Below are 16,878 nucleotides of genomic sequence, written 5' to 3'. Positions count from 1 at the left end.
ACGGCCGCCGCAGGTCACAGCATCAGGCAACCGGCCGCAAGCATGGCCGGGTAGAGCGCGTAGAACACCCACTTCGCCCACGCGTGCCGCCAGCCGGGCTCATCGTTGCGGTAGTGCAGGAACGCCACGCCCACGCCCGGCGTGATGCACATCACCGCGCCCAGCAGGCCGGCGGTGAACATCATCGTGTTCTCATGGGCGCCGAGATAGCGGAATACCAGCGAGAACGCCAACGTGAGCACGCCGGTGTACATGACCTGCTGACTCACCCCCACGCGCAGCAGCAGATCCCACAGCACGCCGGCAACGACCACCGCCACGGTGAGCAGCACGCGCGGCGCGCCCGCGTACCGCTCCGCAATCCGGTCGGCGGCCACGAGCACCACGAGCGTCACCAGCAGGCCCCACACCGGGTTGTGGGCGCGCATGTCGAACCAGTGCCCGGTCATGAGCCGCATGTACGGCGCCTCGCACACCACGGCCAGCACGAGCAGCCGCAGCGCGTAGCGGGACACGCTGCGCGTATGCCTCAGGCCGTTCACCAGCAGCCACGCGTAGATCGGCACCGCGCACCAGGAGGCCACCTCGCACACCACGGCCACGGTCAGGCCGGTCATGTTGTCCGCCGTGGGCGGGCCGACCAGCAGCGGCACGAGCGTGGTGGAGGCGACGGACAGGGCCATGAACACCGCGGCGACCACCTTGAGCCGGAACACGGATAGGCCCTTGCGGCGCCTGCCGCCCGCGGCCTGCCTGCGCTGTCGTTCCATTTCGATGTCGTTCATCGTTCCTCCATTGCGTTCATACGCCCTTTCGGCATCGCCCGTCCGACCGACACGCCCCAGGGCGCTCAGACGCCCAGAAACTCCATGAGCCCAGCATAATCGGGGCCGTCCAAGGATAGGACGGCGTGCGTGCTGGCCTGCGGATCGTCCTGCGGGGAGATCGCGGTGCGCAGGTAGACGCCGTCGATGCCCGCTCCCTTCGCGCCGAGGATGTCCGCGCGCTCGTCGTTGCCGACCATCACCGTGCGGCCCGGATCGGCCAGGACCCCGTCCAGCGCGATGTGGTAGATGTCCGGCGACGGCTTGCGCACGCCCACCTCGCTGGAGATGACGATGCCGTCGAACAGCGGCTCCAAGTCCAGCCAGCGCAGTTCCGGCCGCGTGTAGCCCGATTGCGCGTTGCTGACGAGCACCACCGTGAGGCCCGCCTCGCGCAGCCGCGTGAGCATGGCCGCGGCGCCCGGGTAGAGACGCAGCAGGTTGGTGCTGGCGCGCCGGAACGTCCACGCCAGCCGCAGGGCCCACGGCAGCACCGTCGGCCCGAGATTGGCCAGCTCGCCCACGTCGGCCATCGCGACCGCCCGCGGACCCCTAGAGGCGGGGTCGACGACCGTCCGCTCCGCCGCCAACGCCGCATATACGGGCAGCAGGTCGGGCTCGGCGTTCCCGCCGCGCGCGTCGGCCGCCCGTGCCAGCACCGGCGCGGCCAGCGTATCGAACCAGGCCTTGAGCGCGGCCGCGTCACGGAACGTCACGCCGGAATGGTCCTCCAGCACCTCGCGCAACGCCTCCCACGCGGCCGGCGACTCCTCGTCGGTGCGGATGTCCACCAACGTGCCGTACAGGTCGAAGAACACCGTGTCATAGCGGCGTTCACGAACGGGCTCAGGCATGACGTCTTCTCCTCCACACGGTGATGCTGTACGGGGGCAGCGGCATCTCGCGATCCTCCACGGACGGCAGCGGCAGGGCGGCCGCGTCGTCGGACGCCCGCTCGGCATCGGACGGAACAGCCCAATCGCATGCCGCGGCCGGACCGGACGCGAACCCGTCGGCGGCGCAATAGAGGCACCGCCAGTCGTCGGGGGCGATTCTCGTGACCTCGTCGTACGGGGCGGGCGTCTCCAAGGCTACGGTCGGCTGCGTGCGCACGTCGTCGGTCGGGTTGACGGCCACGCAGTCGTCGCCGACGCGGAACACGACCACCTCGTCGTCGCGCGGCACGATCGTGCGCGCGCCGCCGAAGTACGCGGGGTTACCGCGTCGCAACGCGATGAGCGTGCGATAGTGCTCGACGAGGCGCGCGAGCCGCCGCGCGCGACGCCAGTCGAGCCGGTTGAGCGCGGCGGGGCTGCGGTAGGAGTCGGAGTCGCCGTGCTTGGTGCGGGCGAACTCCTCGCCGGACAGCAGGAACGGCACGCCGGCGGCGGTGAACACGATGCCGGCGGCCAGACGGTTCGCGGCCATGAGGTCCGCGCACGCCTCGCCGTCCGCCGCGTAATCGGCCTCGGCAGGCAGGCGGCGCATCGCGGCGCACAGCTTGTCCCACAACGTGAGGTCGTCGTGGGCGGAGACGTATTGGATGACCTGCGCGACGGACGCGGTCTCGTGCGGCGTGCCGCGCCACGCGTCGGCCGCATGGCGGATGTCGTCGGCGTAGTCGGCGGCCGCGCCGGACAGGTACCCGGGTTCCTTGTGGAAGAAGATGTGGCCGCGCACCGCGTCGCGCGTCGTGTCGCAGAACGCGCCGATGCGCGGGCTCAGATACGGCAGGCCGCGCTTGTCGGCGAGGACGACGCCGGCGGCCGGGTCGAGCGCGGTCTCGCGCGCCGCCCACGGTTCGCCGTGCATGAGGATCGTCGCGCCGCCCGGCAGCTCGTCGAGCGCGGTGCGGATCGCGTTCATCGTGTCCACGTCGATGAGGCCCATCAGGTCGAAGCGGAATCCGTCGATATGGTATTCGCGCGCCCAGTAGGCGACGGAATCGACGATATACCGGCGCATCATCGGATGTTCGGTGGCGACGTCGTTGCCGCAGCCGGAGCCGTCGGCGAGCGTGCCGTCGATGCGGCGGCGCAGCGCGTATCCGGGAATCATGCGTTCGAACCAGTTGTCGGCGGAGAACATGTGGTTGTAGACCACGTCCATGATGACCTTGATGCCGGCGGCGTGCAGCGCCTGGATCATGCGCTTGCATTCGCGGATGCGCACTTCGCCGTGGAACGGGTCGGTGCTGTAGGAGCCTTCAGGCACGTTGTAGTTGAGCGGATCATAGCCCCAGTTGAACCCGTGGCGCGGATCGTCGTGCGCGAGGGATTCGTCGATGGAACCGTAGTCGTAGAACGGCATGAGCTGGACGGCGGTCACGCCGAGATGCTTCAGGTAGGCGACGCAGGTGGGGAATTCGCCGTCGCCGTCGACGCTCGTGTCATCGTAGGTGAACGCGAGATACGTGCCGCGATGCTCGAACGGGACGCCGCTGTGCATGTCGTCGCTGAAGTCGCCGACATGCGTCTCCCAGATGACGAGGTCGTGGCTGGCGACGTGCGGGCGACGGTCGGACTCCCAGCCGTCCGGGTCGGTGCGCGCGAGGTCGACGACCATGCTGCGCCGGCCGTTCACGCCGGCCGCGCGCGCCCACGGGTCGGCGGTGCGGTTCGTCGTGCCGTCGGGGAAGCGGACGACGTAGTCGTAGTAGACGCCGTGGCCCACGCCGTCACAGCGCACGGCCCACGTACCGGCCTCGCCGGGTGCGAGTTCGTGCGAGGCGAACGGGCCGGGACGGTCGCCTGCGGACATCGTGTCGTTGTCGACGGATGTCTCGGGCTCCTCGACGGCGGACTCGGCGTCCGAACCGTAGCGGAACAGCCGCAGCGTCACGCCGGACGCGGTCGGCGCCCACACGCGGAACGTGGTGCCTGCGGCGTCCGGACGCGCGCCCAGATCGTCGCCGGCGTACACCGGCAGATCGGGGCACGGCGGGGCCGGCTCGGCGGGTGTGCCTGCGTACTGTGCCATGGTGGTTCCTTTCGCGCTCAGCCTTTCACCGACCCCGCCATGGATTCCTGATAGAAGCGCTGCATGACGATGAAGAGAATGGCGATGGGGATGGAGATCAGGACGGCGGCCGCGGCGAAGCGGGCGTACCAGTTCTGAATGTACTCCTTCTGCAGCATGAGCCACAGTCCGAGCGCCACCGTGTAGTTCGACTGCGTGCGGCAGATCACCTTCGCCATGACGAAGTCGAGCCACGGGGTGAGGAATCCGATGATGGCCTGGTAGACGATCATCGGCTTGCAGATCGGGACGATGATCTTCGTGAACACCTGCAGGCGGGTGCAGCCGTCGAGCAGCGCCGCCTCGTCGAGCGAGGTGGGAATCGTGTCCATGTAGCCTTTCATCACGTAGAAGCCCGCGCCGGTGCCGGCCGAATACACGAGAATCAGCGCGAGGATCGTCATGCCGTCGCCGGTCAGGCCCATCGCCTTGAGGATGAAGTAGATCGCGGAGACGGCCATGATGCCGGGGAACATGCCGAGGATGAGCACCACGTTCATGAACGTGCGGCGCGTGCGGAAGCGCAGACGGCTCATGCAGTACGCGACGGACAGCACGAACGCGATCGAGATCACGCACGTGAAGCATGCGACGATGAACGTGTTCGCGAACATCTTCGGGAAGTCGAGCACCGATTTGTCGGTGAACAGCGCGATGTAGTTGTCCAGCGAGAACTCGGTCGGGAAGAACGTCTTCGTGTACGGCGCGGTGTTCTTGTTGAAGCTTTCCGCGAACACCCACACGATCGGGATCAGCCAGATCACCGCCATGACGGCGAGGAACAGGTGCGCGAGCACGTCGCCGAGGATGCGGCGCTTGCGCGAATCGTGCATGAGGCCGTGCGATTCGGCCTTCACCATGCCGCCGGTCGCATCGTCCGTGACGGCGGTTTCGCTGTGCTTGCTCATCGGAACGCCTCCTCGTTCTTGTAGGAACCCGAATTGCGGTAGGTGACGAGCGACACCACCGCGAGGACGATGAACGTCATGATGCCGATGACCGCGCCGAGGTTGTAGTCGCCCTTGTCGACGGTCAGCTTGTACAGCCACGTGATGAGCAGGTCGGTCTTGCCTGCGGACGAGCCGATCGGCGTCGGGTCGCCGCCGGACAGCAGGTAGATCACGTTGAAGTTGTTCACGTTGCCGGTGAACGTGGTGATGAGGTACGGGGTGAGCACGAAGATGATGTACGGCATCGTGATCTGCGTGAAGATCTGCCACCAGTTCGCGCCGTCGAGCCGCGCCGCCTCGTACAGGTCGGCGGGGATGTTCTGCAGGATGCCGGTGATCTGCATGATCGTGTACGGGATGCCGACCCACAGGTTGATGATGATGACGGTGACGCGCGCCCACGTGGCGTTCGTGAAGAACGGCAGCGCGGAGTCGATCCACCCCCATTCCATGAGCAGGCGGTTGACGGCGCCGGTCGGCTGGAGCATCGTGCGCATCACGAGCAGCGAGACGAACTGCGGCACGGCGATGGACATCGAGAAGCAAGCGCGCCAGAACCCCTTGAACCGGGTGGTCCTGCGGTTGATGACCATCGCGAAGAACAGCCCCAGGAAGAAGTTGAGGAACGTGGCGAAGAACGCCCACACGAGCGTCCAGACCAGCACGGACACGAACAGGCCCGCGTTGACGGTGCCGCCGCTGTTGGAGAACACCTTGCCGAAGTTCTCGAAGCCCACCCAGTCGAACAGGACGAGATGGTCGTGGTCGTAGCTGGTGAACGCCATCGAGATCATGAAGATCAGCGGCAGGACGGTGAACACGAGGATGCCGAGCGTCGGCAGGAACATGAGCAGCTGATGCGCGCGGCCGTCGGTCAGATCGTGCAGGTCCTCGCGGAAGGTCGGCGCATGGCCGTGCTCGCGGGCCTCACATTCGGCCCGGTAGGCGCTGCGCACGGACACCGCCCACAGGACGATGAACGCGGCGATGAGCACGACGGTGCACACGCCGTACAGGAGGATGACCACCGAGTTGTCGCCCTTGGTGTACACCCAGAAGCCGTCGACGAGCGTCTTGCCCTGCTTCTGGTCGCCCAGGCCGGGCAGCTTCGACAGGTAGCCGGCGCCGCTGACGGCCATGAACACGATGAACGCGATCTCCAGGGCGAGGAACAGCGCGCCCTTGACGAATTGCTTGCGCACGAGATTACCCAGCCCGAAGACCAGAGCGGACAATTTCGTGAACACGTCGCCGCGGGTCAGCGCGTTGCGCACCGAATACGGCGACGGTGCCACGTAGTCCGCGCCCATCCTGCGACGGCGTTTCATCTCGCGCGGGGAAAGGGTTGCCGAAGTCATTGCACCCTACCGCCTCTCAACATGGTTGTTACGTGTGGAATTGATACGTGTGAATCGATGATCGATGGTCGACTGTTCGACGATTGTCGTCAGCCGACGAGGGAACGGGGCCGGGCCCCGAAGGAGGGAGGGCCCGGCCCCGTGGGAATCACTCGGCGTAGGCGCCGACGGACTTGACCCAGGCATCGGTCTTGGCGGCGGCGTTGTCGGCCGTGACCTCCTTGTTGACGATGGCCTTGCCGAAGGTCTCGGCCGGGGTCCACCAGTCGTTCATGCCGGCCAGACCGGACTGCAGGATGGCGGTGTTGGCCATCGTGTCGGACTGGGCCTTGGCGACCGCGTCATCGGTGGTCAGCGAGGCGAGGGACTTGTCGGTCGGGATGATGCCGCGGGTCGTGTAGTGCAGCTTCTGGGCCTCGGTGGAGCCGAGGTAAGCGGCGAACTGCGCGGCGGCCTTCGGGTTCTTGGCGTTCGGGTTGTAGGCGGCGGCCTTGGTGGCGGCGAAGGACTTCATCTGCTTGGTCTCGCCGTTGACGGTGAAGGTCGGCAGCTGGGCGACGCCCATGTCGTCGCCGAGGGCCTTCTTGATGTCGGCGGCGGACCAGGAGCCGGAGAAGAACGCGTCGGCGGTGCCGGCCTGAATCTCGGACAGGCCGGAGTTGTCGGCGCTGTTGTGGAAGTTCGGGTTGGCGGCCATGTTCACCAGGTACGTGGTGATGTCGGCGGAATCCTTCGGGAAGACCATGCCGGCCTTCTCGTCGTTGCCCTTCTCGCCGAAGAGCGTCAGGCCGTCGTAGAAGCCGCCGAGGTACCAGGAGTCGGCCAGCGGGAAGGAGACGACGCCCTTGGAGAGCATCGTGTCAAGGCTCTTGACGTCGTCGTCGGAGAACTTCGCCTTGTTGTAGTACATGAACCACGTGTTGTCGGTGTACGGCACGCCGTAGTACTTGCCGTCGGAGCCGGTGACGGAATCGACTTCGAGGCTGCCGTCCTGCTCCTTGATCTGCTTAGCGGCGTCGGTGCCGAGCTCGCCGATCGCACCCAGCTTGATGAACGTGCCGAGCTGGTCGGAGGCGAACATGTAGACGTCGGCCGCGGCGGACGGGTCGGTCTGCACCTGCTTGGAGGCATCGCCCTCGGAGACGACGTCGTTCTTCCACGTGATCTTGTACTCGGGGTGGGCCTTCTCGAAGCCCTTCTCGACCTGGCTCAGCCAGGAGTTGTCGCCGTCCTGGTCCTCCTGCGGGGCCCACACGCTCAGCGTGATGGCTCCGCTGTCCGAGGAGTCGCCCTCGGAGGCGTTGTCGGAACCGCAGGCGGCGAGCGGCAGCAGCATGGCGGTGGCGGCGGCAAGGCCGATGGCCTTCTTCCAGTTGATCATCATTGATCCGTTCCTTTCTCAATGCGGGTTGATGTCCAACTCCGGATGTTCACATTTTCAGTGCGTTCTGAAAACACCGCGTTGCATACGTTCACATTTGGTTACTACTGATTCAAAATGTTTCGTTTGCAACGCTGCGGAACATCGCTGATTGCAAGTGTAGCGTAGTTTTTGCATACGTTGGCATATGATGGGAAGCAACAGCAGGAGCACATGCCACGCAATGGCGCGAAACCGCACGAACACAGGAGTTTGCCATGACCGAACACACACGACACGCCCAATCGGACCACCCCGACGACACGCCGCCGGCGCCGGCTTGCACCCCGATCCGACACGCCGGACTGCAAACACCAGGCAGCAGCGGCACCGCAACCGACGCCGACAGCACCATCGACTCCAGTTCCACGCCCTCCACTACCCGGCCGCAATGGCTGGGCGACGCCTGCTTCTACGAGGTCTACCCGCAGTCGTTCAACGACTCGAACGGCGACGGCATCGGCGACATCCCCGGCATCACCGCCAAGCTCGACTACATCCGCAGTCTCGGCTGCAACGCGCTGTGGATCAATCCCTGCTACGATTCGCCGTTCAAGGACGCCGGCTATGACGTGCGCGACTACACGAAGGTCGCGCCTCGCTACGGCACGAACGGCGACCTCATCGCCCTGTTCCACGCGGCGCACGAGCGCGGCATGCACGTGCTGCTCGACCTCGTGCCCGGACACACCAGCGAGGAGCACGCCTGGTTCCAGGCCAGCGCACGGCCCGACCCCGCCGACCGCGTCATCGACGGCCGCATCATCGCCGACCGCGAAGTCGAAGAATCCGGCGAGCGCGCCGCGACGGGCGAACCGGGAATCCGCACGACGGCCGGAGACGGGCGAATCGGAGGAACCGAACACGTCTCCGAACGCTACATCTGGACCGACTCGTGGATCGCCGGCGGCGACGGCCTGCCGTTCGTCGGCGGAGAAACCGAACGCGACGGCACCTACATCCTCAACTTCTTCAAATGCCAGCCGGCGCTCAACTACGGTTTCGCACACCCCAGATACCCGTGGCAGAAGCCGGCGCTCGGACCGGACGCCCTCGCCACCTGCGAGGCGCTGCTCGGCGTGATGCGCTTCTGGCTCGCCCGCGGCGCCGACGGCTTCCGCGTGGACATGGCGGACAGCCTCGTCAAGCATGACGACGACGGCAAACCATACACCATCCGCACATGGCGGTACCTGTTCTCGAAGATCCGCACCGAATACCCGCAGGCGGCGTTCGTCTCCGAATGGGGACGGCCGCACGAATCGATGCAGGCCGGATTCGACATGGACTTCTACCTCGATTGGCGTTGGAACGGCGAGCCGAACGGATATAACATGCTGTTGCGCAACACGGACATGCCGCTCGCCCACGAAGGCGACGCCAGCTATTTCAACGCGGACTCCGGCGCGTCCATCGCGCCGTTCCTCGAACAGTACGTGCCGCAGCTGCGCGACTGCGAGCGCGCGGGCGGCCGGTTCGACCTCATCACCTGCAACCACGACACGCTGCGTCTCGCCCAGCGGCTCACCACGCGCGAGCTCAAGGTGGCGTACGGCATGCTGCTGACGATGCCGGGCTGCCCGTTCGTCTACTACGGCGACGAACTGGGCATGCCCTACCGGCCGCTGCCCACCAAGGAGGGCGGCTACACGCGCACCGGCAGCCGCACGCCCATGCAGTGGGACGCGGGCGAGCCGAACCTGGGGTTCTCCACGGCCGATGCCGACCTGCTGTATCTGCCGGTCGAAAGCGGCTCGCCCACACCGGGCACCACCGACGAACCGCAAGACGTCGACGGACCACATGCCGACGGCATTCCAAATGCAGATGCCGGATCATGGACCGCTGCCGAAACGGACATGGCATCTGTGACGGCCGCCGGCGCCATGGCCGATCCGGATTCGCTGTGGCATTGGATGCAGGCCGTGCTGCGGTTCCGCCACGCCACGCCGGCCCTGACCTCCGACGCCGGTTTCGAGGTGCTTGCCGGCGATGGGCGCCTCTTCGCCTATCGCCGCACGGCGAAAGACTCCTCCGACTCGGTCATCGTGGCGATGAACCCCGGTCGGGACATGTTGCGCCTGCATCTCGACGACTCTGACCGCACCCGCATCATCCAACTGGCGGTTGGCGAGCCGACGATCGAGGCGACCGAGCTGGTTCTACCTCCCCAATCCTTCGCGATCCTGCGCTAACTGTTTGCGCACCCCGTGCCTTCGCCCGTGCCACACCCACCGTATTGCAAACGATGTCAATACGCGGTATGGTCGTATGCAACAGCAGCAATCCACACCCGGATGCCGTCGTGTCGCGCAGTAGCGGCACGACGGCCGACGCGCGACGCAGCGCGTCCGGGGCCGCACCCAAAGGAGCATGTCCAATGAGCGAACAGACGATCATCAACCCAGCGACCCCGCCGGCCGACGACACGCAGACCATGGTCGGCACCGCCAACCGCAAGGAATCGACAGGCAACCAGCGCACCGAAAGCGCCGAGCGGCTGGCCCGCCCGCTGATCCGGCTCGCGAAGGCGAGCGGGGTGGCCACCTCGTACATCGACCAGCTCGGCACCTACGTCGAGATCGACGATGACGTGCTCGTCAACGTGCTCGGCGCGCTTGGCGTCGACGCCACGTCGGACGAGGCGATCGCGCGGTCAGAGGCGGCAATAGAGGAGGAAAACAGCAAACGTTTGCTCCCATCGTCGACCATCGTCGTCATGGTCGACGGGCCGGACGGCGACTCGGACGGTGACTCAGGCGCCCCCACGCTCAGCCCCACCACCATCCGCCTGCATTGCCCGGAAACCGCCGACACCGTCCCGGACACCGACGAGGAGCCGACCGTCACCATCACCCTCGAGGACGGCATCGAACTCCACAGCGACCCGGCCGACATCCTGCCCGATTTCAACAGCGGCGACCGCATCCTGACGCTGCCGACCGACCTGCCGATCGGCTACCACACCCTGCACGTCGAGATGGCCGGGCAGACCGCCGACGCCACGCTCATCGTCGCCCCGAGGCGCATCGCCCTGCCCGAGGCGGTCCGGACCCGCCAGCGCTGGGGCTGGATGACGCAGCTGTACTCGGTCCGCTCGCGCGACTCGTGGGGCGTGGGCGATTACGGCGACCTGAAGCGCCTCGCCGCCGACGCCGCCGCGAAATCCGGCGCCGACTTCATGCTCATCAACCCGGTGCACGCGGGCGCGCCGATCCCGCCGCTCGAGCCGTCGCCGTACCTGCCGGAATCGCGCCGATTCCTCAACGTCACGTACATCCGCCCGCAGGACGTGCCGGAGTACGCCGACCTCGCCCCCGCCGATCGCAGCCGCGTCGACGCCCTGCACGCGCGGGTCGCCGACCGCAACGACGACCCGAATCCGTTGGACCTCAACGCCTCGTGGTCCGCGAAGCGCGAGGCGCTGCGTCTGATCTTCGACGCGCCGCGCACGCCGGAGCGCGATCGCGCGTTCGGGGAGTTCAAGCGTCACGCCGGTCCGGACCTCGACGCGTTCGCCGCATGGTGCGTGGCGTTCGAGGTATGGGGCGCGCCGTGGGAGCCCGATTCCTGGTTCTGGCGCACCGATCGCGACTCACCCGAGGTCAAGGCGCTCGTGAACGAGCATCACTATTTGTTCGAGTTCAACCGCTGGCTGCAATGGATCGCCGACGAACAGCTGACCGCCGCGCAGCAGGCCGCCAAGCGGTCCGGCATGGCGATGGGCCTCATGCTGGACATGGCGGTGGGCGTGCACGCGCTGGGCGTGGACGCCTGGTGGAATCCCGAGCGGTTCGCGGGACGCGGCGTCACCGTGGGATGCCCTCCCGATTTCTACAACCAGCAGGGGCAGGATTGGGGTCAACCGCCGTTCCATCCGCGGTATCTGGAGGAGAGCGGCTACCGCGTGTACCGGGAGATGGTGCATGCGATGTTCGCGCATGCAGGCGCGGTGCGCATCGACCACATCCTCGGCCTGTTCCGTCTGTGGTGGATCCCACGCGGCAAGGGCGCTCGGGGCGGCGCATACGTGACGTACGACCACGAGGCGATGCTGGCGGTGCTTGCCGTCGAGGCGACGCGCGCGAACGGCATGGTCATCGGCGAGGATCTAGGCACGGTGCCTGATTACGTGCGTCGCATCCTGGCCGATCGCGGCGTGCTCGGCACCGATGTGGAGTGGTTCGCGCGCGTCGACGATTCGCCGAACGCGGGCGACCCGTACAAGCCGCCGACCGACTACCGCCGTCAGGCGCTGGCGTCGGTCACGACGCACGATCTGCCGCCGACCGCTGGCTATCTGGAGTTCGAGCACGTCCAGCTGCGCGAACGCCTGCACCTGCTGTCCGAACCGGCAGAGGTGTTCGCCGCCTCAGCGCGCGCGGAACGTCAGGCGATGCTGGATCGTCTGGTCGAGGACGGCCGGCTCAGCGCCGAGGCCGCCGCGGACGTGCCGGGCCATGAGCAGGAGATCGTCGAGGCGATGCACGCGATGCTGACCGCCACGCCCTCGGTGCTGCGTCAGGCGGCGCTGGTCGACGGCACCGGGCAGCATGCCTCGGTGAACCAGCCGGGCACCTCGGACCAGTATCCGAACTGGCGCATCCCGCTGCAGGACGCCTCGGGGCGGGTGGTGCACACGGACGAGGTGTTCGCCGATCCGCGCGTGCTCTCGCTGGCCAAGGTGATGAACAACTAGCCCATCTCGGCTCCCCTTGTCAGGACGTTGCCGTGAAAACAAACAGCAATGCTGTTTGTAGGCAACGTGCGAGCCGACATGCGGGCCAGTCAGCTGCGCGCGCAGCGCGTCCGCAGTTGCGGGACGAGCTGGCCCGTGAAGCGGGTCTGAGGGGTAGTCATTCATCTAGAGAGATACACCTTCATCGCCCGCTCGAACACCGGCACGTGCAGCATCGTCGCCGTGCCGTACCCCATCACGACGAGCAGGAACAGCCCCTGCGGCAGGTAGAACCAGCAGGCGACGAGCAGGGCGATCCACACCGCGTCGATCGCGACCATCGACAGCGTGTAGCCGAATCGGGTCACACCGAACACGTACGCGTTGGCGAAGGTCCGGCCGACCGGGTTCTCGAATCGCGACTGCAGCGCGAACGCCCATTCGAAGCCGATGACCCAAAGCACGGTCAGGCCGAACTTCGGCACGAGCAGCGGCGTGATCCGCAGCACGATCCACGAGTAGGCGACTCCGGCGCCGATGACGAGGAACGGCAGCCACAGGGCGGTCGCCTTGACAAGGTTCGCACGGAACGCACGGAAATAGTTGCGGGTGACGCCACCGCCCTCGCCGGCCAGCGACCGCCGCGCCGTGTCGAATCCCGCGGACAGCGCGGCGCCGATCGTGACCAGCGGCAGGCTGGTGACCAGCATCAGGATGTTGATCCAGATCGCGTCGACGAGGTCGCCAAGGCCTCGCATGAGTCCGGAATCGGGTGACAGGAATCGCATCGTCGAACCTCCGTCGATCACTCGCGCGTCCGCTTTGCCGCGGACATCACATCATTACGCGCCCTATTGATGAATTATCAGACATCTTACTGATGAATCTGCATGCAAGGCATGCGCCCATGCCACTGCATGAAGCGAGGATGCCGTCGCTCCCCAAAAGGAGTAGCGACGGCATCCTCGTCATAAGTGCCGCGCCGCACCTGAAGAGCGTCAGGAACGCGGCACGGCACGAACCGGAACCAGCCCGGATTGGATCAGGCGTTGCGGCGACGCAGCACCGTCAGCGCGGCACCCCCGCCAAGCAGCGCCACGACGGCCAGCACCGCGACCGTCACCGAAGCACCAGTCTTCGACAGACCCGCACCCGGCTTCTTGCCGTTCGGCTTGGTCTCGGGCTTCGTCTCCGGCTTGGTCGTATCCGGAGTCGGCGTCACCGCGGGCTTCGCCTTCACCGTCACCTTACGGGTGGCGGTGGCCTTGTTGCCGGCCTTGTCGGACACCGTGTAGGTCAGCATGTAATCGCCGGCCTTCGAGGTGTCCACAGCGCCCTCCACCGTGATCGAGGAGGTCACGTCACCGTCGACATCATCGGAAGCGGTCACGCCCGCCAACGGGTCGAACGCAGCACCGAAGTCCACGGTCACGTCGTCCACACCCTTGAACACCGGGGCAGTCGTATCCGTCGTCTTGTCCGCAATCTGGCTGACACCGAGCCACGAGATCAGCGGCTTCTTGCCGCCGGTGCCCGCGACGTTCGCGTACGTCACGACCGCGTCCTCAGGCAGGTCCACATCAAGCGTCAGCAGGTAATCCTCTCCCTTGGTGGTAATGACGCTGTCTGCGGAGACGGTCTTCTCCTCCCCGGCTGCGGTGGTGTACGTGATCTGCGGGCCCACATACCGGGTCTCCCACCATTCACGCACGCCGGCCGTGAAGTGGTACCGTCCCTTCTTCAACGGCAGCCGGTACCGAATCGCATCGGAATGCGCACCGTCAGCCGCATACAGGCCGGTTTCCCACTTGTCGTCACTGGTCGCCTTGTTGTAGGTCGCAACATCAGGCTTGCCGTTGTCGGTGGTGTTGATGTAGCCCCACTGGCCCTCGGCGGTGGACTGTCGATCCGGCGCATCGGCGTTCAACAGCTCCGGCTGCGAATCCTTAACCAGCTTCCACTGCTTCGACTGTTCGCTCGTCGCACCGGAATCAATGTAGTAGACCAGACCGTCGGGAACGATCTCGAAGTCCGCCGTCACCGGGACCTTCTCGGCATCCGCACCGCTGCCGATCGTCGCGGTGCCGACTGCCGTGTAGGTGGCGTAGGCGCTGCGCGCGGCATCGGAGTCGTTCCATGCCACCGGGACCTTGGTGCCATCGATCTCGACTTGGTCAGGCAACTGGCCGTGTTCGGCGACTGCACCCACCAATCCCAGCGGACGGGGCGTGGAGGACACGCCGAGCCATGCGATGTTCGGCGCCTTCGTGTTCTGGGAGATCACCTCATAGGTGACGGTGGTGTCTTCGGGCAGCGTCACCACGATGTCACCGGTGGCGCGTTCGCCCTTCTTCAGGCTCCAACTCTTGCCGGAAACCGTCTTCGTCTCACCATCGATGGTATAGGTGACCTGCTCCCGTGCGGACCGGTTCTCCCACCATTCGTTGATGCCGGAGGTGAACCGATAGGTGCCCTTCTTCAGAGGGATTCGGTACTGCAACGGCACATTGCCATTGGCATAGAGGCCGCTGCCCCACTTGTCATCGCCATCGTGCGTGCCGACGGTGCCGACGTATCCCCACTGATTCTCACCCGATGATTGACGGTCAGGAGCCTGCGTGTTGGACAGTCCGGGAACCGCCGCCACGACCGACTTCCATTCCGCGCCATTGGACTTGTCCGCGGAGCTGCCGGAATCGATGAAATACACCAGGTCATCCGGCACGACGTTGATCGTGGCGTTCACCACGCGACGCTTGCCCTCGGCCGTCGGTTGCGTGACATACCCCTGCGCGGAGAACTGTTCCCATGCCGTACGGCTGTGGTTCTTCGCGGAGTCGAACCACGTCACCGGCGTGTCCTTGCCGTCCACAGGCAACGTCGCGGGCAGCTTATCGTTGGAATTCACGGTGACCAGACCGGCGTCCACGGCATGGTCGAAATCGAACGGCTCATCGCTGCTGACCACGCGGATCAGCTGGCCCTGCTTGATGGTGAAACTGCCGTCCTCGGCCACTGCGGGCTTGGACGTTTCCTTCCACTGACCATTGGCGTCGTAGCTTCCCTCGGAAACCTCGACATGGCTCAGACCTTCGAGACGATAGCGCGCTTCGCCCTGTGTGTCGGAGATGAGATTGTAGCTGTGGTCGTCGGCGTTGTAGACCGCCATGCCCACGGATGCGTCATCAGCGGTGTATCCCACCAGCGTGCTGCCCAGGCGCTTCTGCTGGGCATACGACTGCTGCGGGGCATCGGTCTCGTTGTTGAACGCGGCCATGTTCTCCGGCAACGCGACGGCCACGAGCTGGTCCATCTTGTGCAGTGCGGGAAGGAACCCTTGCAACTTCAGCACCTGCTTGGTCGGCTCGGGCTGCACGCCCAGCTTCCATTCCTTGTACTCGGCCTTGTTGGGGTCACGGTTGCCCCACAGCGCGTACTTCGGCTGAGCCCACGAATCATTGATCTGCCAGAAGTCCACGAAACCGCCGTTGACGAGAATCGTGGAAAGAATCGACGTGATGTTCTCGTTGCCGCTATAGGTCTCCGGAATGTACGCGAGGTCGGACCTCTTAGCGGTGTCCCGCACGATCTCCGCCATCGTCTCGACGCTGGTGGTGTACGAATCCGGACCATAGAAGTCGATGTAGTCGTACGAATCGGGGTCCCCATCATCGTCGCTGAGCCAGGTTCCCGAGTAGTTCATACGGGTCGCCACGGAATAGTCGGATTCCTTGATGACCTTGCCGATCTGGTTTGCCAGATCGAGCATGATGTCCAGATGCGTGTTCTTGCTGTAATCGGGGTGCCAGTTCGGCTCGTTCCAGATTTGGAACATGATCGTGCGGTCGTTCTTATCGGCCTGCCCGAGATGCTCGAACAACGCCTGCACGGCCTTGCGCTCCTGAGAGAACATGTAGGCGGCGTCCTTGCGGTGGGGATAGCTCGGGTCCTTCGTGTCGGTGTCGGAAACCGGAATCCACGGACGAGACATCTCCTTGGCGCTGGTGCCGCGTCCGAAGTATTTGCCTTGATCCCAGAGGTATTCAGGCACGTTGGTCATGTAGCCGTGTTCGGTGACGCCTCCGGTGGCCGCGCTGGTCTTGTCGTTCGGCAGCACTGCGCCGGTGCATCCGAGCGGGCCAAACCACACCCAGTCGATGCGCAGATCGTATTTGTTGGCCCATGCGATGTATTTGTCCACCAAGGTCCAGTCATACGCCGGGTCATCGGCGTGCCCGTTGCCCGGGGTCTTCGCTTCGATCTGGTTCCACATGAACTCGATCTGGATGGTGTTGAACCCGGCCATCTTCACCTTTTCAAAGGTGTTCTCCAACCAATCCTGGTCCAGGATGCGATTGCTCTGGTCGGCGTAGATCTCGTTCTCGTTGCCGAAGGTCTGCCATTCGGCGAACGACTGCGTGCCGACCATGGTGAACGGCTTGCCGTCCACTTCCAAGTAGCCTTTACCCCCGTTGTTCTTGACTACTTTGGAAACGACTTTCTTGCCGGAGGCCTGTACCGTCTGCGCCGAAGCCCCCTCCATTGGGTTCTGCGGCAGTTGCCGTCTGGGCACCGGCGAATGCCGTCAGCGTCATGCACGCCGCGACGCACAGGGCCACGGTTTTGGCCC

General features: G+C 65.5%; 10 protein-coding genes. 2 read left to right on the top strand and 8 right to left on the bottom strand.

Going from position 1 to position 16,878, the window contains the following annotated elements:
- Positions 1-14 precede the first annotated feature (14 nt).
- The 6 genes from BSTEL_RS10695 to BSTEL_RS10670 all read right to left on the bottom strand — a co-directional run bounded on the left by BSTEL_RS10695 (position 15) and on the right by BSTEL_RS10670 (position 7,534).
- Entirely contained in the window at positions 15-785 is a 771-nt protein-coding gene (locus tag BSTEL_RS10695; RefSeq protein WP_034530288.1) for a TraX family protein, read from the bottom strand.
- A gap of 65 nt (positions 786-850) precedes the next feature.
- Entirely contained in the window at positions 851-1,678 is an 828-nt protein-coding gene (locus tag BSTEL_RS10690) for an HAD family hydrolase (RefSeq protein ID WP_034530287.1), read from the bottom strand.
- Positions 1,671-3,803: a type I pullulanase gene (pulA, locus tag BSTEL_RS10685; protein WP_034530286.1), complete on the bottom strand. Its 2,133-nt coding sequence runs from the start codon at positions 3,801-3,803 to the stop codon at positions 1,671-1,673. The genes BSTEL_RS10690 and pulA overlap by 8 nt, the downstream gene beginning before the upstream one ends.
- 17 nt (positions 3,804-3,820) lie before the next feature.
- Entirely contained in the window at positions 3,821-4,702 is an 882-nt protein-coding gene (locus BSTEL_RS10680; protein ID WP_034530308.1) for a sugar ABC transporter permease, read from the bottom strand.
- 44 nt (positions 4,703-4,746) lie between these two features.
- Positions 4,747-6,120 (bottom strand): carbohydrate ABC transporter permease, encoded by a 1,374-nt coding sequence (locus BSTEL_RS10675; RefSeq protein WP_156963300.1) that lies wholly within the window; start codon positions 6,118-6,120, stop codon positions 4,747-4,749.
- A 178-nt stretch (positions 6,121-6,298) separates the two neighbouring features.
- A complete protein-coding gene (locus BSTEL_RS10670) occupies positions 6,299-7,534 on the bottom strand; it encodes an extracellular solute-binding protein (RefSeq protein WP_034530284.1) in 1,236 nt (411 codons plus the stop codon).
- 254 nt (positions 7,535-7,788) lie between these two features.
- Here BSTEL_RS10670 and BSTEL_RS10665 point away from each other — a divergent pair, with 254 nt between their 5' ends.
- Complete coding sequence (locus tag BSTEL_RS10665) at positions 7,789-9,765, top strand: alpha-amylase family glycosyl hydrolase (RefSeq protein ID WP_084686286.1); 1,977 nt, start codon at positions 7,789-7,791, stop codon at positions 9,763-9,765.
- Positions 9,766-10,007: 242 nt separating this feature from the next.
- The gene (gene malQ, locus BSTEL_RS10660; protein WP_034530305.1) at positions 10,008-12,269 is read left to right on the top strand and encodes a 4-alpha-glucanotransferase; all 2,262 of its coding nucleotides are present in this window, start codon (positions 10,008-10,010) and stop codon (positions 12,267-12,269) included.
- Positions 12,270-12,430: 161 nt separating this feature from the next.
- On the opposite strand, the gene BSTEL_RS10655 is transcribed toward malQ, so the two are convergent.
- Positions 12,431-13,036: a DUF624 domain-containing protein gene (locus tag BSTEL_RS10655; protein ID WP_034530283.1), complete on the bottom strand. Its 606-nt coding sequence runs from the start codon at positions 13,034-13,036 to the stop codon at positions 12,431-12,433.
- 254 nt (positions 13,037-13,290) lie between these two features.
- Positions 13,291-16,821: a DUF5011 domain-containing protein gene (locus tag BSTEL_RS12820; protein ID WP_238567703.1), complete on the bottom strand. Its 3,531-nt coding sequence runs from the start codon at positions 16,819-16,821 to the stop codon at positions 13,291-13,293.
- Between the last annotated feature and the right edge of the window lie 57 nt (positions 16,822-16,878).

Source organism: Bifidobacterium stellenboschense (genome assembly GCF_000741785.1).
GTDB classification, from domain to species: Bacteria; Actinomycetota; Actinomycetes; order Actinomycetales; family Bifidobacteriaceae; genus Bifidobacterium; species Bifidobacterium stellenboschense.
The sequence above is the reverse complement of the archived record's forward strand: the minus strand, read 5'-3'. Positions and strand labels throughout refer to the sequence as shown.

Bases quoted from the DNA above. Each gene is read 5' to 3' on its own strand.
- BSTEL_RS10695 (WP_034530288.1), bottom strand. From the start codon at position 785: ATGAACGACATCGAAATGGAACGACAGCGCAGGCAGGCCGCGGGCGGC.
- BSTEL_RS10690 (WP_034530287.1), bottom strand. From the start codon at position 1,678: ATGCCTGAGCCCGTTCGTGAACGCCGCTATGACACGGTGTTCTTCGAC.
- pulA (WP_034530286.1), bottom strand. From the start codon at position 3,803: ATGGCACAGTACGCAGGCACACCCGCCGAGCCGGCCCCGCCGTGCCCC.
- BSTEL_RS10680 (WP_034530308.1), bottom strand. From the start codon at position 4,702: ATGGTGAAGGCCGAATCGCACGGCCTCATGCACGATTCGCGCAAGCGC.
- BSTEL_RS10675 (WP_156963300.1), bottom strand. From the start codon at position 6,120: ATGAAACGCCGTCGCAGGATGGGCGCGGACTACGTGGCACCGTCGCCG.
- BSTEL_RS10670 (WP_034530284.1), bottom strand. From the start codon at position 7,534: ATGATGATCAACTGGAAGAAGGCCATCGGCCTTGCCGCCGCCACCGCC.
- BSTEL_RS10665 (WP_084686286.1), top strand. From the start codon at position 7,789: ATGACCGAACACACACGACACGCCCAATCGGACCACCCCGACGACACG.
- malQ (WP_034530305.1), top strand. From the start codon at position 10,008: ATGGTCGGCACCGCCAACCGCAAGGAATCGACAGGCAACCAGCGCACC.
- BSTEL_RS10655 (WP_034530283.1), bottom strand. From the start codon at position 13,036: ATGCGATTCCTGTCACCCGATTCCGGACTCATGCGAGGCCTTGGCGAC.